Annotated in this window: 18 protein-coding genes; 10 read left to right on the top strand and 8 right to left on the bottom strand. The window is 69.8% G+C overall.

Features of this window, described 5'->3' with window-relative positions; genetic code table 11:
- Window position 1 precedes the first annotated feature (1 nt).
- Together VL15_RS11985 and VL15_RS11980 are read right to left on the bottom strand one after the other, a co-directional pair.
- Entirely contained in the window at window positions 2-994 is a 993-nt protein-coding gene (locus VL15_RS11985; RefSeq protein WP_048245725.1) for a PDR/VanB family oxidoreductase, read from the bottom strand.
- Between the two features lie 150 nt (window positions 995-1,144).
- Window positions 1,145-2,542, bottom strand: coding sequence for a spinster family MFS transporter (locus VL15_RS11980; protein WP_048245724.1), 1,398 nt, complete (start codon window positions 2,540-2,542; stop codon window positions 1,145-1,147).
- Between the two features lie 410 nt (window positions 2,543-2,952).
- Here VL15_RS11980 and VL15_RS11975 point away from each other — a divergent pair, with 410 nt between their 5' ends.
- Window positions 2,953-4,071 (top strand): porin, encoded by a 1,119-nt coding sequence (locus VL15_RS11975; protein ID WP_048245723.1) that lies wholly within the window; start codon window positions 2,953-2,955, stop codon window positions 4,069-4,071.
- 41 nt (window positions 4,072-4,112) lie between these two features.
- On the opposite strand, the gene VL15_RS11970 is transcribed toward VL15_RS11975, so the two are convergent.
- Together VL15_RS11970 and VL15_RS11965 are read right to left on the bottom strand one after the other, a co-directional pair.
- A complete protein-coding gene (locus VL15_RS11970) occupies window positions 4,113-5,150 on the bottom strand; it encodes a LysR family transcriptional regulator (protein ID WP_048245721.1) in 1,038 nt (345 codons plus the stop codon).
- On the bottom strand, window positions 5,147-6,121 hold the full coding sequence (locus VL15_RS11965) for an AraC family transcriptional regulator (protein WP_048245720.1): 975 nt from the start codon (window positions 6,119-6,121) through the stop codon (window positions 5,147-5,149). The genes VL15_RS11970 and VL15_RS11965 overlap by 4 nt, the downstream gene beginning before the upstream one ends.
- Window positions 6,122-6,285: 164 nt before the next feature.
- On the opposite strand from VL15_RS11965, the gene VL15_RS11960 reads away from it, so the two are divergent.
- Both VL15_RS11960 and VL15_RS11955 read left to right on the top strand, forming a co-directional pair.
- Window positions 6,286-7,392: an NAD/NADP octopine/nopaline dehydrogenase family protein gene (locus VL15_RS11960; protein ID WP_048245770.1), complete on the top strand. Its 1,107-nt coding sequence runs from the start codon at window positions 6,286-6,288 to the stop codon at window positions 7,390-7,392.
- A complete protein-coding gene (locus VL15_RS11955; RefSeq protein WP_048245719.1) occupies window positions 7,389-8,399 on the top strand; it encodes a 3-hydroxybutyryl-CoA dehydrogenase in 1,011 nt (336 codons plus the stop codon). The genes VL15_RS11960 and VL15_RS11955 overlap by 4 nt, the downstream gene beginning before the upstream one ends.
- A gap of 11 nt (window positions 8,400-8,410) precedes the next feature.
- Here VL15_RS11955 and VL15_RS11950 read toward each other — a convergent pair whose 3' ends face one another.
- Entirely contained in the window at window positions 8,411-9,748 is a 1,338-nt protein-coding gene (locus VL15_RS11950; RefSeq protein ID WP_048245717.1) for an MFS transporter, read from the bottom strand.
- A gap of 145 nt (window positions 9,749-9,893) precedes the next feature.
- The gene (locus tag VL15_RS11945) at window positions 9,894-10,784 is read right to left on the bottom strand and encodes a LysR family transcriptional regulator (protein ID WP_048245716.1); all 891 of its coding nucleotides are present in this window, start codon (window positions 10,782-10,784) and stop codon (window positions 9,894-9,896) included.
- 101 nt (window positions 10,785-10,885) lie between these two features.
- Between VL15_RS11945 and VL15_RS11940 the strand changes: the two genes are divergently transcribed.
- From VL15_RS11940 to VL15_RS11910, 7 genes are all read left to right on the top strand, one after another.
- Window positions 10,886-12,439, top strand: coding sequence for an AMP-binding protein (locus tag VL15_RS11940; RefSeq protein WP_048245715.1), 1,554 nt, complete (start codon window positions 10,886-10,888; stop codon window positions 12,437-12,439).
- A 13-nt stretch (window positions 12,440-12,452) separates the two neighbouring features.
- Window positions 12,453-13,634: an acyl-CoA dehydrogenase family protein gene (locus VL15_RS11935; protein ID WP_048245713.1), complete on the top strand. Its 1,182-nt coding sequence runs from the start codon at window positions 12,453-12,455 to the stop codon at window positions 13,632-13,634.
- Window positions 13,635-13,637: 3 nt separating this feature from the next.
- Window positions 13,638-14,774: a CaiB/BaiF CoA transferase family protein gene (locus VL15_RS11930; RefSeq protein WP_048245712.1), complete on the top strand. Its 1,137-nt coding sequence runs from the start codon at window positions 13,638-13,640 to the stop codon at window positions 14,772-14,774.
- Window positions 14,775-14,816: 42 nt separating this feature from the next.
- The gene (locus VL15_RS11925) at window positions 14,817-16,136 is read left to right on the top strand and encodes an MFS transporter (protein WP_048245711.1); all 1,320 of its coding nucleotides are present in this window, start codon (window positions 14,817-14,819) and stop codon (window positions 16,134-16,136) included.
- 110 nt (window positions 16,137-16,246) lie between these two features.
- Window positions 16,247-17,305, top strand: coding sequence for a porin (locus tag VL15_RS11920; protein ID WP_048245710.1), 1,059 nt, complete (start codon window positions 16,247-16,249; stop codon window positions 17,303-17,305).
- A 38-nt stretch (window positions 17,306-17,343) separates the two neighbouring features.
- On the top strand, window positions 17,344-17,733 hold the full coding sequence (locus VL15_RS11915) for a BON domain-containing protein (RefSeq protein ID WP_048245709.1): 390 nt from the start codon (window positions 17,344-17,346) through the stop codon (window positions 17,731-17,733).
- A 47-nt stretch (window positions 17,734-17,780) separates the two neighbouring features.
- On the top strand, window positions 17,781-19,112 hold the full coding sequence (locus VL15_RS11910; RefSeq protein ID WP_048245708.1) for a serine hydrolase domain-containing protein: 1,332 nt from the start codon (window positions 17,781-17,783) through the stop codon (window positions 19,110-19,112).
- 27 nt (window positions 19,113-19,139) lie between these two features.
- On the opposite strand, the gene VL15_RS11905 is transcribed toward VL15_RS11910, so the two are convergent.
- Window positions 19,140-20,186, bottom strand: a complete 1,047-nt coding sequence (locus VL15_RS11905; protein ID WP_048245707.1) for an ABC transporter substrate-binding protein — start codon at window positions 20,184-20,186, stop codon at window positions 19,140-19,142.
- On the bottom strand, window positions 20,183-21,249 hold a 1,067-nt coding region (locus VL15_RS11900), incomplete at its 5' end, for an NAD(P)/FAD-dependent oxidoreductase (RefSeq protein ID WP_048245706.1). The genes VL15_RS11900 and VL15_RS11905, both read right to left, overlap by 4 nt.

The raw sequence follows: 21,249 nt of genomic DNA, 5'->3' as shown, positions 1-21,249 counted from the left end.
GTCAGAGATCGAGGACGAGCACCGCCGAGCGCGCGCGCGACACGCAGCAGCAGATCACCGTGTTGCTCGCGCGCTCGGCCTTGCTGAGGCAGTGGTCGCGATGATCGGGCTCGCCGTCGATGACGGGCACCATGCAGGTGCCGCACAGGCCTTCGCCGCATGACGTATCGACCTCGATGCCGATCCGCGCGAGCGCATCGACGATCGACGTGTCGGGCGTGACGCGCACCGATTGTCCGCTGCGCTGCAGCCGCACTTCGAAGCCGTCGGCCGGGCCGGCATCGGCATTGGAATTCGCATTCGTATCGGCGGCGGCCGGGTCCGCCGCGAAGCGTTCGAGATGGATCGACGCATCGGGAACGCGCGTCGCGGCGGCCGTGACCACCGCATCCATGAACGGCCCTGGGCCGCATGTATAGACGTGGGCATGCGCATCGACCGACGCGACGCAGCGGCCGAGTTCGGCCGCGAGCGCGTCGGGCTCGACGCCGTAGTGGAACGTCACGTGCGACGCAAACGGTTCGGCCGACAGGTCGTCGACGAATGCCGCATGTTCGCGGCTGCGTGCGAAATAATGCAGCCGGTAGCGCGCGTCGCGCCGGTGCAGCGCATACGCCATCGACAGCAGCGGCGTGATGCCGATACCGGCCGCGATCAGCACGTGCTCGCTCGCGGCATTCGTCAGACGAAACAGGTTGCGCGGCGCGCCGATCGACAGTTCGGCGCCAACCGTCACGTCGTCGTGCAGCGAACGCGAGCCGCCGCGCGACTGCGCTTCCTTCTTCACCGCGAACAGGTAGGTGCCGCGCTCGTCGGGGTTGCCGCACAGCGAGTATTGCCGCGTGATGCCGGACGGTGCGGTGACGTCGATATGGGCGCCCGGTTCGTACGCGTCGAACGGCTGGCCGTCCACGCGCGAAACCCGGAAGCAGCGAATGTCCTGCGCCGCGTCGATCAGCGCGTCGATCCGGACCTGGTGGCGGTTCGCTTGCATGGGAAATTCCGTGGGGTAAGGGGAACGCGGCGCGGCAGACACCGCGCCGTCATGCGATCGAGAATAGGGACGGGCATCGCATAAATCAAATCGATAAAAAAACGATGCCTGAATCAGTCGAATTGATAATGGTTGGGCGGCCGGTTGGGGTCAGCGTGCGGCGACCGCGTCGCCGGCATCGGCCGTCTGCGGTGCCGCTGCCGATGCATGACCGCGTTCGCGGTCGAGGCTGCGGCGATAGTGCCGGCACCCGGCGGCGAGCAGCAGCGCGGCGAGCGTGGCCGCCGCGACGTTGACGATCGACATCGAATGGCCGACCGCCGCCGGCGCGCCGAACACGCGATCGGTGAACAGCGCGACGACGGTCGTGCCGATCCCGAGCGCGATCAGGTTCGACACGAGCAGGAACAGCGCGGAGATCTGCGCGCGCATCTGGTTCGGCGCGAGCGTCTGCATCGCGGCGGTCGACGTCGGCATCGGGAACGACGCGAAGAACATCGCGACGACGAGCATCGCGAGCGACGCCGGCACGGAGTCGAGCTGCGTGAACAGCGTCGCGGGGATCACCATGCATGCGGCGCCGATCGCGCCGGCGCGCATCGGCGCATCGTTGCGGCCGCGCAGCAGCAGCCAGTCGTTGAGCCAGCCGCCGCAGAACACGCCGGCGGTGTTCGCGACCAGCAGCACGATGCCGAGCGTGTAGCCGGCTTCGACGGCCGTCATCCCGAAGCGGCGGATATAGAACGCGGGCGTCCAGCTCAGGAGGCAGTACAGCGTCATCGCGTAGAACGAGAAGCCGAGGTAGTGGCACGTGAAGGTCGCGCGGTGCGTGCCGACGAAGCGCAGCGAATCGCGCATCGACACGCGCCGCACGGCGCCCGAGCGATCCTGCGCGAGCCCCTTGCGCTGCGGGTCGCGCACGGTCGCGGCGAACAGCAGCGCGACGAAGAGCCCCGGCAACCCGACGATCAGGAACGTGACCTGCCACGCATGCACCTGCCCGACGACCGGCAGCGTGAACGCGCTCGCATGCTTGAGCAGCGCGATCACGTAGCCGCCGATCAGGAACGCCACGCCGCCGCCGATGAACGAGCCGAGCGAATACACGGCGATCGCGCGCCCGAGCTTCTCCTTCGGGAAGTAGTCGGCCAGCATCGAATACGCGCCGGGCGACAGCGTGGCCTCGCCGACGCCGACACCCATGCGCGCGATGAACATCTGCACGAAATGCTGGCTGAGCCCGCATGCGGCGGTCGCGACGCTCCACAGCGCGATGCCGATCGAGATGATCCGCGGACGCGCGTAGCGGTCGGCGAGATACGCGACGGGGAGCCCCATCACCGCGTAGAACAGCGAGAACGCGAAGCCGTTGAGCAGGCTGAACTGCGTATCGGACAGGTGCAGGTCGCGCTTGATCGGTTCGATCATCAGCACGAGGACCTGGCGGTCGACGAACGAAAAGACGTACGCGAGCATGCAGATGACGACGACATACCATTCGTACGTATAGCGCTTGCCGTCGGCAGCGCGGGCCGTGGATGCGGACATGCGGATTCTCCAGGAGCGGGCGGTGGGGATGCGCGGCATCGGCCTTGCGAGCCGGGCGCCGGCGCGGCGCGAAAGCGTGCGGGTGACACGATCGGAGACGCAGCGTAGTCGGCCAAATTCGGCCGCCATAGCCGGAGTGACAGCCGCGCCACACGGACATTTACCGACCCGGATAAAGAAAACACCGAGGCTGTGCGCGCAGGGTGTCGCGCAACACGCATGTGGCGGGGCGCGCGCGCTTCATGCGGCACGTCTATAAGCGTTATAGATCGCATTGCGTCGACGTCCGAAATTGTCGTTCCTAGACTCGGCCCGTTTTTCATTGGCGGCGTTGGCCCTTCGCGGCGAACGCGCTTCACACCAGACGGCGCGATGCCGACAGGCGCCGGCACTTCTACGGGACGACGAAGATGAACCATCCGAACAGGCGGGCCGACCGGCTTGCCGTACCGCTTGCCGTGCTGCTCGCCAGCGCGGCGCTGCCCGCCGCCGCGCAATCGAGCGTGACGCTCTACGGCCGCGTCGACACCGCGATCGAATACGCGAACGCCGGACCGAACCACGTGACGCGCATGGGCAGCGGCAACCTGTTCGCGTCGCAATGGGGGTTGAAGGGTGTCGAGGATCTCGGCGGCGGCTATGCGACGATCTTCAAGCTCGAGGACGGCTTCAACGCGGCGAGCGGCGCGTTGTCGAACAGCAGCGCGCTGTTCGGCCGCGAAGCGTGGGTCGGCATCACGGGGCCGTTCGGCGGCGTGCAGTTCGGCGAGCTCTACACGATCGTGCACACGACGCTCGTCACGTACAGCCTGCCCGGCCTCGGTGCGGGGCTCGCATGGGGCAATGCGACCAACAACTTCGTCGGGCCGGCATTCCTGCGCGTGCGCAACTCGATGCGCTACACGTCGCCGCGTTATGCGGGCTTCATGCTGCGCGCGATGGCCGCGCGCGGCACCAACGGCGCGGCCGGGCAACCGGCGACACTGGGCGATACGTATGGCGCGGGTGTCAACTACGCGCGCGGCGGCCTGTCGGTCGACGTCGACTATATGCAGCAGAAGTTCAGCCCGGTTGCCGCATCCGCGCTCGGCGACACGAGCCCGGCCGCGAACGGGAACTACACGGTCGGCGCGATCTCGTACGACTTCAACGTCGTGAAGGTCGCCGCGCTGTATATGCGCCATCGCGGCGGGCCCGACGTTGCGACCGCGATCGACAGCCAGAGTGCCTATCCGCACAGCGACATCATGGAACTGAGCGCGACGGTGCCGATCGGGCGCGCGTCGCTGCTGCTGAGCGTCGGGCATTACCGCAAGGTCGCGGACAGCGAAGGCAACGCCGATTCGTACGGCATCCGCTTCGACTATCCGCTGTCGAAGCGCACGGTGCTGTACACGGGCGCCGCGATGGTGCGCAACGGCGCGCATGCGCGCTTCGTCGTCAACGGCGCGGCGGGCGGCGGCGTCGCGGTCGCGAAGCCCGGCGCGACCGCCAGCTCGATCGTCGCGGGCATCCTCACGTCGTTCTGATCGTCGCGGCCACGCCGGCCGGCCCGCGCCGGCGTGCGTCGTTATGCGCAGGCCGGCGGCTGCGGCGCGAGCCATGCGTCGAACGGCGCCTGCTGGCCGATGCTGAACAGTTCGAGCAGCAGCGCGCGCAGCCAGCGATGGCCGGGGTCCGCATCGAAGCGCCGGTGCCAGTACGCATTGACGGCCCATTCGCCGGCGTCGGCGATCTCGTACAGCGTGCACGGTTGCCGCGCCGCGAACGTGATCGCGATGGTCTCCGGCAGGATCAGCGCATAGTCGCCGTCGTGCAGCAGCGCGGGCACCACCATGAAATCGGGCAGCGCCGCGCGCACGCGCGGCATCAGCCCGTGCCGTTCCAGCAACTGCATCGATTGCGGATGCGACGTGATCGCGACGAAGCGCAGCGCGTCGGGCGCCGTGCCGTCGAGCACGAAATCGTCGGGCAGCGCGACGCGCTGCGCGGTGCGGCGCGGCATCAACAACACGCAGCGCTCGTGCAGCAGCGCGGTGCGCTGGAAGTGGCTCGACGCGTCGGCGAAATGCCCGAGCGCGAAATCGATGCGCCCCGATTCGAGCGCGACGTTGAGCTGGCATTCGTCGACATGCAGCGTCTCGATCACCGCGCCCGGCGCGCGGCGGTCGAATTCGGCGAGCATCGTCGGCAGGAACGCGCTCGCCGCGAAATCGCTCATGTGCAGGCGGAACACGCGCTGCGTGCTGTCGGGCGCGAAGCGCGAGCCTTCGTCGAGCACGTCCTGCAGGATCGCGAGCGCCTTGTCGACCGATAGCGCGAGCCGCTGCGCGCGCGGCGTCGGCTCGACGCCGGTGCCGGTGCGCACGAACAGCGCGTCGCGGAACATCAGCCGCAGCCGGCCGAGCGCGTAGCTCACGGACGGCTGCGTGACGCCGAGCCGCAGCGCCGCGCGGCCGACATGCCGCTCCTCGTAGACCGCGCGAAACGTCTTCAGCAAGTTGAGATCGAGATCCTGCACGCGCAGGCCGTTGTGCGCGTCGCCGTCGCGCGCTGCTGGTTCGGCGCGGGCGGGGGCCGCGGGGCGGCCGGGGGCGGAGTGCGTCATCGTGTTTGTCTCGCGGTGACGGAAGGCGCATGGCCATAACGCCGCGCATACGCCTTCGCGAAATGGCCAAAGCCGTGGATGCCGTGCGCGATCAGCACGTCGGTCACGCTGCGCGCGTCGCCGCGTTGCAGCGCCGCGTGCACGGCGGCGAGCCGGCGCTCGCGCACGTAGGCGGCCGGCGTGGTGTGCAGGAACGCGCGGAACGCGTGCTGCAGCGTGCGCGGCGCGACGCCTGCGACGGCCGCCAGCGCGGCGAGCGCGAGCGGTTCGCCGAGATGTGCGTCGACGTGGTCGCAAGCGCGGCGCACGTGCGCCGGCAGCAGTGGGGTGCCGCGCGCGAGCGCGTCGCTGTACGAATGCGGCAGGTGCGTGAGCAGCAGCGACATCAGCCACGCGGTGAGATCGGCGCCGAAGGTGGTCGCCGCCGTGCCGATGCCCGGCTGCGCGCCGAGCCGGCACAGATACTCGAACGTCGGCAGCATGAGTGCGGCGCCCGTGCCCGTGCCGCCGGTGGCGAGTTCGAACTGCAGTGGCCGCGTGAGCGTCGCGTGCAGCATGTCCTGCAGCTTGCATTCGAGCGCGCCGCGTTCGAGCCGCAGCACGAGGTTGCGGCAATCGGGGCTCGTGCTCAGGCGGCTCGCGAGCGCGGGCGACGACACGGTCAGCTCGCCGGGGCCCGCCTGCGCGACCGCGGCGCCGGCCTGCAGCTCGCATGCGCCGGCGAGCGTCAGCCTGAACAGGAAATGATCGGCGTCGCCGCCGAAATCGATGCGCGTTTCGCGGCCGTAGCAGAGTTCGAGCAGCGCGCCGTGATGCAGCGGCACCTCGTACAGCTCCGCGCGAAACGGATCGCGGCCGTGCGCAGCCATCCGGTGCGGCCCGAGCCGGTGCGCGACCGCGCGTTCGACTTCGTCGGGCGCCTGCAGCGTGCCGAGCCGGTTCGGTGCATGGCGGGAAAGGGCGATATCCATTCGTGGGCCTCGGAGCGGATGCGTTGGCGCGTCAGCATGCGCGGGCGGCGCATGCGCAGCGCCGCGATTGCGTTGCGCGAACGGGCGTGCCGTTGCGCGTTTTGAAGCGACGCGACCGGGGCGGCCGCGTAGTCTCGATCACACTCGATCAACCGGAGACGACGATGAAGGTATGTGTACTGGGCGGCGGCCACGGCTGCCATGCGGCCGTAATCGACCTGCTCGAAAAGGGGCACGACGTGACATGGTGGCGGCGTGATCGCGAACCGCACGCGCGGCTGCGCGAGCTCGGCGTATTGAACGTGACCGACTATCGCGGCAAGCGGCCGGTTCCGCTCGGCGACGCGCCCGGCGCGATTCGCCTGACCGACGATCTCGCGGCCGCGCTGCGCGGCGCGCGGCTCGTCGTGGTGCCGCTGCCGGCCACGTCGCACGACGCGCTTGCCGCGCAGGTCGCGCCGCTGCTGGCAGACGGCCAGGTCGTGTTCCTGCCGCCCGGCACGTTCGGCAGCGTCGTGTTCGCGCGTGCGGCGGCCGACGCCGGCAATCGTTCGCGTGTCGCGTTCGCCGAGACGGGCACGCTGCCGTACCTGGTGCGCAAGCATGGCGACAACGAGGTCGTGATCAGCGCGTATGCGACGCGCCTGCCGACCGGCGTGTTTCCGGCGAATGCGGCCGGCTGGGCGTTCGACGTGCTGCGTGCGGGTTATCCGTCGGTCGAGCCGGTCGAGGACGCGTTGTCCGGCGCGCTGATGAACGCGGGGCCCGTGATCCATCCGCCGCTGATCCTGATGAACGCCGGGCCGCTCGAACACTTCGACGCGTGGGACATCCACAACGAAGGCACGCAACCGGCGATCCGCCGCGTGACGAACGCGCTCGACGCCGAGCGCATTGCGGTACGCGAAGCGCTCGGCTATCGCGCGCCGCATTTCCCGCTCGCGGATCACTACGCGGCCGACGGCGACGAGTGGATGTACGGGCGTGGCGCGCACGGCAAGCTGACCGATAGCGGCGACTGGCGCGAGAAGATCGATTTGCGCACGCATCGCTACATGCTCGAGGACACCCGGCTCGGGCTGTCGCTCATCGTGTCGTGCGGGCGCTGGGCCAACGTGCCGACGCCCGTCGCGCAGGGGCTGCTGAGCATCGCGAGCGCGGTCGCGGTGCGCGACCTGTATGCGGAAGGCCGCACGCTGGAGCGGCTCGGGCTGGCGACGCTGTCGCACGACGCGATGCGCGCGCTGCTCGACGCGGGGTACCAGGCATGATCGCGGCCGCCGATGTGACGCGCGTGCACGTGCTCGGTGCGGGACGCATGGGGCAGGGCATCGCGCTTGTGTTCGCGTTCGCGGGGCTCGACGTGACGCTGGTCGACTTCAAGCCGCGCGACGCGGCCGGATGGCGTGCATTCGACGCACGTACGCGCGACGAGATCGCACGGCCGCTGCACGCGCAGGTCGCGCTCGGCCGCATCGATGCTGCGCAGGCCGATGCCGTCGTCGCACGCATCGAGCTCGTCGCGCGGGACGGCGCGGCGGAAGCGGTGCGCGACGCCGACGTCGTGTTCGAGGCGCTGCCCGAAGTGCTCGACGCGAAGGCCGACGCGCTGCGCTGGCTCTGCGCGCACGTCGATGCGTGCGCAACGATCGCGTCGACGACGTCGACGTTCGTCGTCACCGAGTTGCAGCGCCATGTCGTATATCCCGCACGGATGCTGAACGCGCACTGGCTGAACCCCGCGCTGCTGATGCCGCTCGTCGAGATCAGCCGCAGCGACGCGACGGATCCCTCCGTCGTCGATCGACTCGCCGCGCTGCTCGTGCGGGTCGGCAAGAAACCGGTGATCTGCGGGCCGGCGCCCGGCTACATCGTGCCGCGCATCCAGGCGCTCGCGATGAACGAGGCCGCGCGGATGGTCGAGGAGGGCGTCGCGAGCGCCGAGGACATCGATACGGCGATCCGCACCGGTTTCGGCCCGCGCTTTGCGGTACTCGGGCTGCTCGAATTCATCGACTGGGGCGGTTGCGACATCCTGTACTACGCGTCGACGTACCTGGCCGGCGAGATCGGCCCGCGCTTCGCGCCGGCCGACAGCGTCGTGCGCAACATGGAGGCCGGGCGCGACGGCGTGCGCACGGGTGCTGGCTTCCACGACTATGCCGAGGTCGACGTGCCCGCGTACATGCGGCAGCGGCTCGGCGAGTTCGCGTGGCTGCTCGACCACCTCGGACTGGCGCCGGCGTTCGACGGCGCGCGGCGTACCGGCGGGCGCTGAGCGTTGCGCGCTCACGCCGCGTCGCCGCGCGAACCGTCGGGCTGCGTGGTGCGTGTCTCGCGCATCACGCACAGCGTGGCGACCGTGACGAGGCCGAGCGCGACGAGGAACAGCGAGACGGGCCACGACGCGTGATAACGCGCGAGCAGCGCGGTCGCGATCAGCGGCGACATCCCGCCCGCGAAGATCGACGCGACTTCATGGCCGAGCGCGACGCCCGAGTAGCGCACCTCGGTGCTGAACAGCTCGCCGACGAGCGCGGGCAGCGTGCCGATCATCGCGCCGTGGCTGACGGCCGTGCCGACCGTGAGCGCGAGCCACACGAGCGGCGTTGCCCGCGTGTCGAGCAGCCAGAAGAACGGGAACGCGCAGGCGACGAGGCTCAGCGCGCCGATCAGGTACACGGGCTTGCGGCCGATCCGGTCCGACAGCCTGCCCCACGCGAGCATCGCGCCCATCTCGACGATCATCGCGATCATCACGCCGGTCAGCATCACGCCGTTCGGGATGCCGACGTATTTGCCGTAGACGAGCGAGAACGCGAGGAAGATGTAGGCGCCGCCGTTCTCGGCCACGCGCAGCCCCATCGCGAGCAGGATTTCCTTCGGGTGGCGGCGCAGGCATTCGACGATCGGCAGATGCGTGTGCGCGCCGCGCTTGCCCGCCTGCTCGAAGTCGCGGCTTTCCGGCAGATGGCGGCGGATATAGATGCCGATCGCGAAGATGGCGATGCTCGCGAGGAACGGCAGCCGCCAACCCCACGCGCGGAACGCGTCGTCCGGCAGCGCCTGCGCGGCGAGAAACGCGGCCGACGACAGCACGAAGCCGCCGCCCACGCCGAGCTGGCTCCAGGCGGCGTAATAGCCGCGCTGCTCGGGCGGCGCGTTCTCGCTGATCATCAGCACGCCGCCGCCCCATTCGCCGCCGGACGCGATGCCTTGCAGCAGGCGCAGCGCGACGAGCGCAGCGGGCGCCCACAGGCCGACCTGCGCGTAGGTCGGCAGCAGGCCGATCGCGAAGGTCGATGCGCCCATGATCAGCAGCGTCCACACGAGCGACGCCTTGCGCCCGCAGCGATCGCCGACGTGGCCGAACACGACCCCGCCGAGCGGCCGCGCGACGAAGCCGAGCGCGAACGCCGCGAACGCGGCGAGGCTGCCTGCGAGCGGCGACGCGCCGGGCGGAAAGAACACGTGGCCGAACACGAGCGCCGCGGCCGTGCCGTACACGAAAAAGTCGTACCACTCCATCGCGTTGCCGGCGACGGAGGCGATGACGATCCGGCGCAGTTGCCGGTCTGCGAGCGGCCGGGCGGCGCTCGGGGATTGCACGGTGTCGGTCGGGTACATGGCGGACTCTGAAGGGGGAGGCGGGCGCGCGCCGTCTGTGCGGCACTGCGGGCTAGTGTTGTCGGCACCGCCTTCCCGGTCAAATCCGCAGAAAAAGGGGAGTGTCATCACTCCCGCAAATGATGGTCGCGGCGGGGGCGCGCGGCTATTTCACGCGCGCCTGCAGCAGCGCGACGATGCGCTGTACCAGCGGCGGCAGGTACGCGCCCGCCCGATGCATCGCGGCGATGCGCCGTCCGAGGTCGAGTTCGCCGGGCAGCAGGTCGAGCGCGCGCAGTCCGTTGAGTTGATCGAGCGCCTCGGTTCCGCCGACGCACAGCAACGGCGTGCCGCGCAGCAGGTGCAGCAGCGACGTGCTGCCGAAATCCGTTTCGACGCGCAGGCGCGGGCCGGCCAGGCCGCGCGCGCGGAATGCGTCGTCGATCTGGCGCCGCACGGGCAGCGTCGTCTCGGGCAGCAGCCATTCCTGGTCGACGAGATCGGCGAGCGTGAGGCCGCGCTTGCGCTGCAGCGGATGCGCTTCGTCGGCGAGTACCGACAGGCGGTCGCTGAACAGCTCGACGCGCGCGAGCGTCGCGTCCGGCTGCGTCGGCGCGGGCGCCACGACGAGATCGAGCTCGCCGGCCGCGAGCAGGTCGAGCAGCTCGCGCGCGAGCCGGCAGCGCAGCCGCAGCTTCGCGGCCGGCCGTTCGCCGATCAGTTGCCGGCACGCGCCGAGCACCAGCGCGGTCGGCACGGTCGGCGAGTAGCCGATCCGCACGACACCCTGCTCGCCGCCGCGGATCGCGCGCATCTCCTGCATCGCATCGTCGAATTCGAGCGCGATCCGCTGCGCGCGCGCGACGAACCGCGCACCGGCCGGTGTCGGCGTCATGCCGCTCGCGGTTCGCTCGAACAGCGTCACGCCGACCTGCGTCTCCAGCCGCTGCATGGCTTTGGTCAGCGCCGGCTGCGACAGGCCCAACGCGTCGGCGGCCTTGCCGATGCTGCCGTGCCGTTCGACGGCCAGCAGGTATTCCAGGTCGCGCGTATCCATCAGGGGATTCCCACGGGTTATGACTTTATAGCCAGTGATGCATTGTGGTGATGCCCGTGCATCTTACAGACTGGCGGCATCGTTCGACCAGGAGAATTCGCTTGAGCTTCGCCTACTTCCTGCGGCGCGCGGCCCGTTACTGGGGCGACCAGCCCGCCGTGCTGCATCGCGACCGCGCCGTCACCTACCGCCAGCTCGACGAGCGTTCGACGCGCCTCGCGAACGCGTTGCGCGGGCTGGGCTTCGCGCCCGGCGCGCGGATCGCCGTGCAGGCCCGCAACGCCATCGAGCTCGTCGAGATCGAGTGCGCGCTGTACAAGGCCGGCCTCGTGAAGGCCGCGCTGAATCCGCGCTTCACCGCGGCCGAGGCGGCCGACGTCGTCGGCAACTGCACGCCCGTCGCGTTCATCGGCGGCCGCGGTTATACGCATTACACGCCGGACTCGCCGGGCTTCGCGTCGGTGGAGCGATTCGTATCGATCGACGGCGCGACCGACGGTTACCTCGATTACGAAACGCTGCTCGCGCAGGGCAGCAGCGCGACGCCCGACTACGCGCCGGCCATCGACGATCTCGCGGTGCTGCATTTCTCGTCCGGCTCGACGGGGCGCATCAAGGCCGCGATGCAGAGCTACGGCAACCGGCTCGCGTCGCTGCGCAAGATCGTGCTGGGCATGGATCGCCCCGCGCAGCCCGGCGACCGGCTCGCGCTGATCGGGCCGATCACGCACGCGTCGGGCATGCTGATGCAGCCTTACCTGTTCTGCGGCGCGACGCTCGTGCTGTTCGACGCGTTCGAGCCCGCGCGCTTCCTCGCCGACGTGGCGCGGTTGCGCATCACGCACGCGTTCATGGTGCCGGCGATGATCAACATGGTGCTGAACGAGCCGGACCTCGTGCACGCCGACCTGCGCAGCCTGAAGGTGCTGGGCTACGGCGCGGCGCCGATGGCGCCGGCGCGCATCGAGGAGGCGTGGTCGCGCATCGGCCCGGTGCTGTCGCAGGGTTACGGCGCCAGCGAGTCGACGTCGGGCGTCACGCGTCTCGGCATCGCCGACCACGCCTCCGCGCTGCTGTCCGATCATGCGCGACTCGCGTCGTGCGGCCGGCCGCTCGGCGAGACCGAGGTGCGCGTCGTCGACGCGAACGGGCGCGAAGTCGAAGGCGACGCGATCGGCGAGATCGTGATTCGCGGCGCGGACGTGTTCCAGGGTTACTGGAACGCGCCGGAGTTGACGCGCGAGGTGCTGGTCGACGGCTGGCTGCATACGGGCGATCTCGCGCGCACCGACGACGAAGGCTTCATCTACCTCGTCGACCGCAAGAACGACATGATCATTTCGGGCGGTTTCAACGTGTACCCGACGGAAGTCGAGGCGACGCTGTATCGGCACGCGGACGTGCTCGAAGCGTGCGTGGTCGGCGTGCCCGACGAAAAGTGGGGTGAGGCCGTGAAGGCCGTCGTCGTGCTGAAGCCCGGCCGCGACGCGCAGGCCGCCGATCTCGTCGCGCATTGCCGCGCGCTGCTCGCCGACTACAAGCTGCCGCGCGCCGTCGATTTCGTCGCGGAGTTGCCGAAGAACGCCAGCGGCAAGATCGCCCGCAAGCTCGTACGCGAGCAGTACTGGCACGGCGTCGCGCGCCGCGTCAACTGAAGGAGACACCACCATGTTCGATCATCTGGACCGCCCCGAATTCGTCGCGCTGCGCGCGGCCGTGCTGCGCTTCGTCGACGACGAATTGCGCCCGATCGAGCGCGAGCTGCGGCTCGACTCCGAAGCCGTGTGGCCGCGCGACGTGCTGCGCCGCGTGTGGCGACGCTCGTCCGAACTCGGCTTCTACACCGCGAGCCTGCCCGTCGCGCTCGGCGGCAAGGGCCTGTCGATCGTCGAGACCTGCGCGCTGAAGGCCGACCTCGCCGCATCGGGCGCGGCGCTTGCGCCGCACGTGCTCGGCGAACTGGGCGGGCCGCCGCGCGTCGGCAACATGCTGAAGTACGCGACGCCCGCGCAGCTCGAACGCTATTTCAAGCCGGTGATGCGCGGCGAGAAATCAACCTGCTTCGCGCTGACCGAACCGCATTCGGGCTCGGACGCGATGAGCATCAGCACGAGCGCGACCGAGGACGGCGACTCGCTCGTGATCAACGGCACGAAGCACTACATCAGCGGCGCACCGTTCGCCGATTTCGCGATCGTGATGTGCGTGACCGACGCGACCGCGACGCCGCCGCAGATCACGGCGGTGCTCGTCGATCTCGACCTGCCGGGCGTCACCGTCGAGCACGAATACGTGCCGATGTCGGGCCAGCACATCGATGCGGACATCCGTTTCGACAACGTGCGCGTGCCGCGCGAGAACGTGTTCGGCGGCGTCGGCAACGGCTTCAAGCTCGGCATGTCGCGGATCAACGTGAACCGGCTGCTGCATTGCCCGACGATGCTCGGCCTCGCGATGTCGGCTTACCGCGCATCGCTCGACTACGCGCGCACGCGCCGGCAGTTCGGCGGCCCGATCGCGCGCTTTCAGGCGATCCAGCACATGCTCGCCGACATGGCCGCCGCGCTGTGGGCGTGCGAGAGCATGATCGCGCACACGGCCATGCTCGCCGACGCGGGCGCCGACCTGCGGATGGCGGCCGCCGCGTGCAAGCTGTTCGTGTCGGAGCGCTGCTTCGAAGTCGCGGACAAGGCCGTGCAGATTCACGGCAACGTCGGCGTGACGCGCGGCCATCCGGTCGAGCAGACCTTCCGCAAGCTGCGGATGTTCCGGATCCTGACCGGCACGAGCGAGATCCAGCGCAACACGATCGCGAAGGCGATTCTCGAACCGGCCGGCGCGGGAGCGTGAGCGATGACGATCGATGACCCGCGCGCCGACGAACCGGCGCAGCCGCACGCGAAACCCGCGTGGTCGTGCCTGAACGACGTGACGATCCTGGACCTGAGCCAACTGCTGCCGGGCCCGCATGCGTGCGCGCTGCTTCGGCAACTCGGCGCCGACGTCGTCAAGATCGAGCCGCCGCTCACCGGTGACGCGTCGCGCCTGCTCGGCGACGCCGTGTTCGCGCAGTTCAACCGCGGCAAGCGGTCGGTCGCGCTCGACCTGAAGGCGCCGGCGGATCGCGACCGCTTTCTCGATCTCGTGCGCCGCACCGACGCCGTCGTCGAAGGCTTCCGGCCCGGCGTGATGGCGCGCCTCGGGATCGGCTACGACACGCTCGCGCGCATCAACCCGCGCATCGTGATGTGCTCGATTTCGGGCTACGGGCAGGATGGCCCGAACGCGGCACGCCCCGGCCACGATTTGAATTTCCTCGCGGAAGCCGGCTATTGGGCGGTCCCGGCGCAGGTCGACGACGTGGTCGGGCGGCCGCGCGTGCGGCTCGCGGACTACGCGGCCGCGATGCATGCAGCGCTGGCGCTGTCGGTGGCCGTGACGAGCGCGCGTGCGAACGGCCGCGGCCAGCACCTCGATGTATCGATCCACGACGCGACGCTCGCATGGACGGCGCCCGCCGCATGGGCGTCGCGCGCGCATCGCGCAGCGCCGTCCGATGCGCCATGGGTGATGCCCGACAACGACCTGTTCGAGACGGCGGACGGACGCCATCTCGCGCTCGGCATCCTCGAGGACAAGTTCTGGATGACGCTGGGCGATGCGCTCGGCGACGCGTTCCCCGCGCTGCGCGATCTGCGTTTTGTACATCGCATCGGCCGGCAGCGGCACAAGCGCGAAGTCAGCGAGCTGCTGAAGTCGGTATTCGCGAGCCGCACGCTGGACGACTGGATGCGCGCGCTGCGCGGGTTCGACCTGCCGGTGTCGCCGCTCCTGGACCCGGACGAGTTGTTCGCCGATCCGCACGTGCGTGCGCGCGGCGTCGCCCACGAGATCGACGGGGCGCTCGCCGTGCGCTTTCCGGTGAAGTTCTCGCTGGGGCTGCCGGACGGCGACGACCACGTGCCGGGCTTGGGCGAGCACGACGCGTAGCGGCCGCGCACGACGGCCCTGACAGACAACACGGAGACACGGATGACGACAGGCGACACGCAATACCGCCCGGCACGGGCATGGTCGATCGCGATCATGCTCGCGCTGATGATGCTGGTGAATTTTCTCGACAAGGTGGCGCTCGGGCTCGTGTCGGTGCCGATGATGCGCGAGCTGCACCTGAGCCCGACACAGTTCGGCCTGATCGGCGGCAGCCTCAACTGGCTGTTCGCGGTCGCGGCCGTCGCGGGCGGCATCGCCGCGAACCGTTGGCCGGCGAAGTGGCTGCTGTTCGGGATGGCGGCCGCGTGGTCGGTGCTGCAGTTGCCGATGCTGGTCGCGGGGTCGATCTGGGTCGTGATCGCGTGCCGCGTGCTGCTCGGCGCGGGCGAGGGGCCCGCGTCTCCGGTCGCCGTGCATGCGCTGTACAAGTGGTTTCCGGATGCGCGGCGCAACCTGCCGGTCGCACTGCTGCATCAGGGCAGCGCGCTTGGCATGCTGATCGCCGGCCTGTCGATTCCGGTCGTGACGACGCACTGGGGCTGGCGCGCGAACTTCGCGTTGCTCGCGGCGCTTGGGGCGTTGTGGTGCGTCGCATGGGCCGCATGCGGCGAGGAGGGCACGCTCGTGCGCGGCGGCCGCGTCGCGGGCACGGCTGGCATCGCGCGCGACGAACGCGTGCCGTACGGGCTGCTGCTGACCGATCGCACGGTGATCGGCAATTTCCTCGGGCATTTCGCGGCGAACTGGATCCTGGCGATGAGCCTGACGTGGATGCCGGCCTATCTGCAGCTCGGGCTCGGTTTCGAGCCGCATGCGGCGGGACGGATGTTCGCGCTGTTCGTCGCGACGACTTCGCCGCTCAGCCTCGCGCTGGCGTGGCTGTCGCAGGTGCTGCTCGCGCGCGGCGTGCCGTCGCGCTACGGGCGCGGCGTGTTCGTCGCGACGACGCTGGCGATCGCGGGGCTGCTGCTGGCGGCGCTCGCGCTGCCGGACTTGCCGCGCGCGGCGAAGCTCACGGCGCTGACGCTCGGCAGCGGGATGACGCTGACGATGTATTCGATCGGCCCGGCGATGCTGGCCGAAGTCACGCCCGACGCGCAGCGCGGCGGCGTGCTCGCGCTCAGCAACGGCTTCGCGTCGCTCGCGGGCCTCGGCGCGCCGATCGTGACGGGCATGCTGATCGAGGCGGCCGGCGCGTCGACTGCACGTGGTTTCGAGCAGGCGAGCCTCGTATGCGGCGTGGTGCTTGTGCTGTGCGGCGCGCTCGGCGTGCTGTGCCTCGATCCGCAGCGATCGCTGCGCCGTCTGGCGCAACGGCCGCACGACACGCCGGGCGCGATGCGCGAGTCGCGCGGCTGACGCCACGGCATCGGCCGTTCCGGAAAGACGAGCATTCGTGAAGTGCAGTAATCCTTATCGATTAGCAGGGAAGCAAGAAAAGAGACGATTCGACAACAAGGAGGAGACGCATGAGAAAGGTGATGGTAGCGGCGCTGATCGGCGCGCTTTCGGGGGCCGCGCACGCGCAGTCCAGCGTGACGCTGTTCGGCCGGATCGGCGGCGGCGTGCGCTGGGTCAACGGCTTGCCGGGCGGCAGTCAGGTCGGCTTCAACAACAACATCATCGCGGGCAACGAGTTCGGCCTGCGCGGCAAGGAGGATCTCGGCGGCGGGCTGAAGGCGCTGTTCGTGCTCGATGGCGCGTTCAACAGCGGCACCGGCGCGGTGAAGACAGCCGGCACGCTGTTCTCGCAGGCCGCGTATGTCGGCCTGTCGGGCGATTTCGGCCGCGTGACGCTCGGCCGCCAGTTCAACGCGGCCGAGGATCTCGGCATCGCGCTCGATCCGCTCGGCGGGCGCGGGCAGTCGCTCGCGGTCGAGCCGGGCGTGTTGTTCGACGGCAACTTCTTCACGCTCGATTCGCGTTTCAACAACACGATCAAGTATCTCGGGCAGGCGGGCGGGTTGCGTGTCGGCGCGAGCTATTCGCCGGGCGGCGTCGCGGGCGCATCGCGCGCGGGCACCAACTATTCGGCGGCCGCGATGTATACGCTGGCCGACCTGATGGGCGGCGCGTCGTACGCGAAGACGTACAGCCCCGACGGCTCGCAATCGGCGCAGACGATCCAGGCGGGCGGCACGCTGCAGCTCGGCCGCGCACGCTTCTACCTGAGCTATGCGTCGCTGAACGTGACCGCGAACAAGGCCGGCGCGCCGTCGCGGCGTGACGACATCCCGTCGTTCGGCATCGTCGTGCAGCCGCTGCCGGCGGTGCAGTTGAGCGCGGCCGCGTTCTACGACCGCGCGCGCAATCTCGGCAACGCGTCGGGCGCGGACGGCCACAAGCTGACGACCTATGCGATCGCCGAGTACTTCCTGTCGAAGCGCACCGAGCTGTATGTCGAAGTCGACCGCAACGGGATGACCGGCGCTTACATGCGCGACCCCGCGACGATCGCGGCGCTGAACCTGCGGCGCGGCGCGAGCGCGACGACCGGCGTGTCGATCGGCCTGATGACGCAGTTCTGAGGTTTCCTTCAACCGTTTTTCCGGAGTGTGATTCGATCATGCGTACTTCATCCCGACTTGCCGCGGGGCTGCTGATGGCTGCATGCTGCACCGTCGCCGCCCATGCGCAATCCGATGCCGCGAGCACGGCGGCCCCGTCATCGACGCCCGTGCAGGAATCTGCGCAGGCGTCTGCGCCGGCCGGCCTGTCGCCGGCACAACGCAAGGCAGCCGACCGCAAGCTGCAACGCCGCGTCGGCACGGCGCTCGCACGCACCAAAAACCTGAACGCGACGCGCATCCTCGTGCGGGTGCGCGACGGCAACGTGACGCTGGCCGGCTCGGTCACGGATACGAACCAGGTGAATCTCGCGGCGGCGGCCGCGCGGCGCGTCGATGGTGTCGCGTCGGTGTCGAACCTGTTGCGAATCGACGGCCAGCAACCCTGATTGCCGGGCACGTCGCCCGGTCACTTTTCACTACGAGGCATGACCCGATGCGAATTCATCGACGCTTTTCGGCGACCCGGCGCACCCGCCGGCTGGCCGGCACCTTCGTGCTCGCCGGCGGGCTCGCGCTCGCCGCGACCGCGCCCGCCGCGACCGACGTCGCCGCGCCGGGCGTGATGCAGGGCTTTCCGCCGCCGGCCGAGCAGGCCGTCAACAAGGCGAATGCGTTCACTCCGGCGCGACTGCGCTGGGCGCTGAGCAACACGCGGCTGCTCGCGCCGACGGCCGGCATCCGGCATGCGGCCGCGCCGATGCCGCTCCCCGAGCACCCGGCGCCCGGTCTCGACGCGCTGCCCGTCACGATCGGCGGCGAGACGCTGACGCTCGATGCATACCTGCGCGCGACCCATACCGACGGCTTCATCGTCGTGCAGCGCGGCCGGATCATCTACGAGCGGTATTTCGACGGTTTCCGGCCCGATCAGCCGCACGCATGGGCGTCGATGACGAAATCGGTGACGGGCCTGCTGGCCGCGCAGATGATCGAATCCGGTGTGCTCGATGCGGGCGCGCCGCTGTCGCGCACGGTGCCGGAACTGGCCGATACGCCGTTCGGCACCGCGACGCTGCAGCAGAACCTGGACATGGAAGTACCCACCGCCTATACGCCGGGCGTGCCGCCCGATCTCGGCCTGTTCGGCGCCGTCGGGCTGGTGCCGCACCGCGAAGGCGCGCCGGCCAGCATCGTCGAGTTCCTGCAGACCGTGCGGCGTGTGCCGGACGTGGCGCCGGGCAGCCTGTGGTTCTACCAGAACGGCTCGCCGGAAGCCGTTGCGTGGGCGATGCAGCGCGCGACGGGGCAGTCGTGGAGCGCGCTGGTCGAGCGGTGGCTGTGGCGCGATTTCGCGGAAGACGATGCATACGTCGCCGTGGACCGCAACGCGATGGCGATGGCGAGCGGCGGGCTGTACACGACGTTGCGCGATGCCGCGCGCTTCGCGGAGCGCGTGCGCACCGGGTTCGGCGGCGCGCCGGGCACGCTGCCCGCCGCAACGATCCGCGCGGCGCTGCAGCCCGCGCACAACGCGGCGCTGTTCGCGAAGGGCAACGTCGTGCCCGGCAAGGACGGTGATGCGTATCGCGACTACTGGTATCAGGTGAACGACGGCGACGGCTCGTTCGCGGCGGCGGGGCGCTTCGGCCAGTCGATCCTCGTCGATCCGAAGACCGCACTGACGATCGTCAAGTTCTCGTCGTCGCCGGACTTCGCGCCGCGTGCGCTCGATGCGCACGGCGACGCCGCCCGGCCGCGCGCCGCGCTCGAACGCGGCGACGCGCTGAACATGGTTGCGCGCGCGCTCGCCGAGCGGCTGCGGTAACGCACCCGCGCCCGCACCCGTGCGGGATCAGCGCTCGATCTGCCGGTTCCAGCGCGTATCCCACTGCGCGCGGCGTGCGTTGATCGCGGTCCAGTCGACCACCGTCACCTTGCGCACGAGATCGTCGACATTGCCGAGGCTTTGCTGCATCGCCGCGGGCATCTTCGCGAGCCGGTTGGTCGGGATCTGCTTGCCGGCCTCGGCGGCCTTCGTCTGCGCGGGTGCGGACAACAGGAACTGCGCGAGCTTTTGCGCCAGCTGCGGATCGGGATTGTTCGCGACCACGCACAGGTCGACGAGCAGCAGCACGGGGCCTTCCTTCGGGTTCGCATACGCGACCGGAATGCCCTTGTCCTGCAGGTCGCCGACACCGGTCGGCGTGAGCGGGAACAGGCCGGCTTCGCCGGTCTGCACCATCTCGGAGATCTTCGCCGAGTTCGGGATGTACTCGACGACGTTCGGCCCGACCGTGCTTGCCCACTTGCTGAAGCCGGGCTCGACGTTCTGCTCGTTGCCGCCGAGCAGCCGGTTGATCGCAAGGAAGCCGTGCAGCCCGAACGTGCTGCTCGACGCCGACTGGAACACGACCTTGCCCTTGTATTTCGGATCGGCGAAATCCATCCACGACGTCGGCGGCGTCCAGCCCTTTTCCGCGAACAGCTTCTTGTTGTACGCGATGCCGGTCATCCCGAGCTGCACGCCCGCGCCGACATCGTCCTTCATCCGCGCGAACGGATACAGCTCCTTCAGCACCGGCGTATCGTCGAGCTTCTGGCACACGCCGAGGCTGACCGCGCGCGCCATCACGCCGTCGTCGAGGAACGCAACGTGAATCTGCGGCTTGTTGCGGTTCGCGAGCAGCTTCGCGAGCACGTCCGACGACGTGCCGGGCACGACGACGACCTTCACGTTGTTTGCCTTCTCGAAGTCGGGCAGCACCTGGCTCGTATAGGCCTTTTCCATCGGGCCGCCGTTCATGCCGACGTAGATCGTCTTCGTTTGCGCGCACGCGGGCGCGCTGACGCCGGCCATGCAGAGTGCGGCTGCGGCCGCGATCGTTCCGAGCAGTTTCATCGAGAGGTCTCCTCTTGGGGGAAGGGGGCGGCCGGCGCGGCTTGCGGGGCAAAGCGGCCGATCGAGAAGGCAGTCAGGGGCGTGGCGGTTTCGCCGGTCGTGACGAGATCGGCGAGCACGTCGCCGACACCCGGCGCGAGCAGGAAGCCGCCGCCGGAAAAACCGAACGCATGCAGCAGGCGCGGCGTCGTGCCGCTCGCGCCGATGATCGGGTTGTGGTCGGGCGTGCAGCCTTCGACGCCGCTCCATGTGCGGATCAGCAACGCGTCGCGCAACGCGGGCAGCAGTGCGCACGCATCGCGCATCGCCGCGCGCGTCGTATCGACCGACGGCTGGCCGAATTCGCCGTCGCCACGGCCGCGCCCGCCGCCGATCACGCAGTTGCCGCGCGCCACCTGCCGCGCGTACACGCCGCCGCCGTACACGCCGAGGTTGTGCGTGATGAACGGCGGCAGTGGTTCGGTGACCCACATGTTCGGATAGATCGGCTCCATCGGCACGGCTTCGCCGAACCGCTCGGCGATCGTGTTGGCCCAGGCGCCGGCCGAGTTGATCAGCCACGTCGCGGTGCATGCGCGGCCGCCCGCGAGAAAGTGGAAGCGCGTGCCGTCGTGGCGGACGTCTTCGACGCTGGTGTGCTCGAACACGTCCGCACCGGCCGCGCGGGCAGCACGTGCGAACGCGGGCGACACGAGGCGCGGGTTCGCATGTCCGTCGGTTTCACACAGCGAGCCGCCGAGCGCCGCGCGGCCGAGCCACGGATAACGACGGCGGAACGCGTCGCCGCGCATCACCTGCAGCGGCAAGCCGTGCTCGCCGGCGAGCGTAGCGTAGGCGTCGAGCGCGTCGAGATCGGCGTCGCTGCGCGCGAGCCGCAAGTGGCCCGACATGACGAATTCGCCGTCGATGCCGATCAGCTCGGGCAGGCGATCCCAGATGCGCCGCGCACGCAGCGCGAGCGGCAATTGCTCGGCCGGGCGGCCCTGGCAGCGCACGCCGCCGTAGTTCACGCCGCTCGCCTGCGCGCCGCAGTCGCGCCGCTCGAACAGCCCGACGCGCAGGC

Origin of the sequence: Burkholderia cepacia (genome assembly GCF_001039005.1) — a bacterium.
Classification (GTDB): Bacteria; Pseudomonadota; Gammaproteobacteria; order Burkholderiales; family Burkholderiaceae; genus Burkholderia; species Burkholderia theae.
Note: the sequence above shows the minus strand (reverse complement) of the source record. Positions and strands in the feature narration are given on the sequence as shown.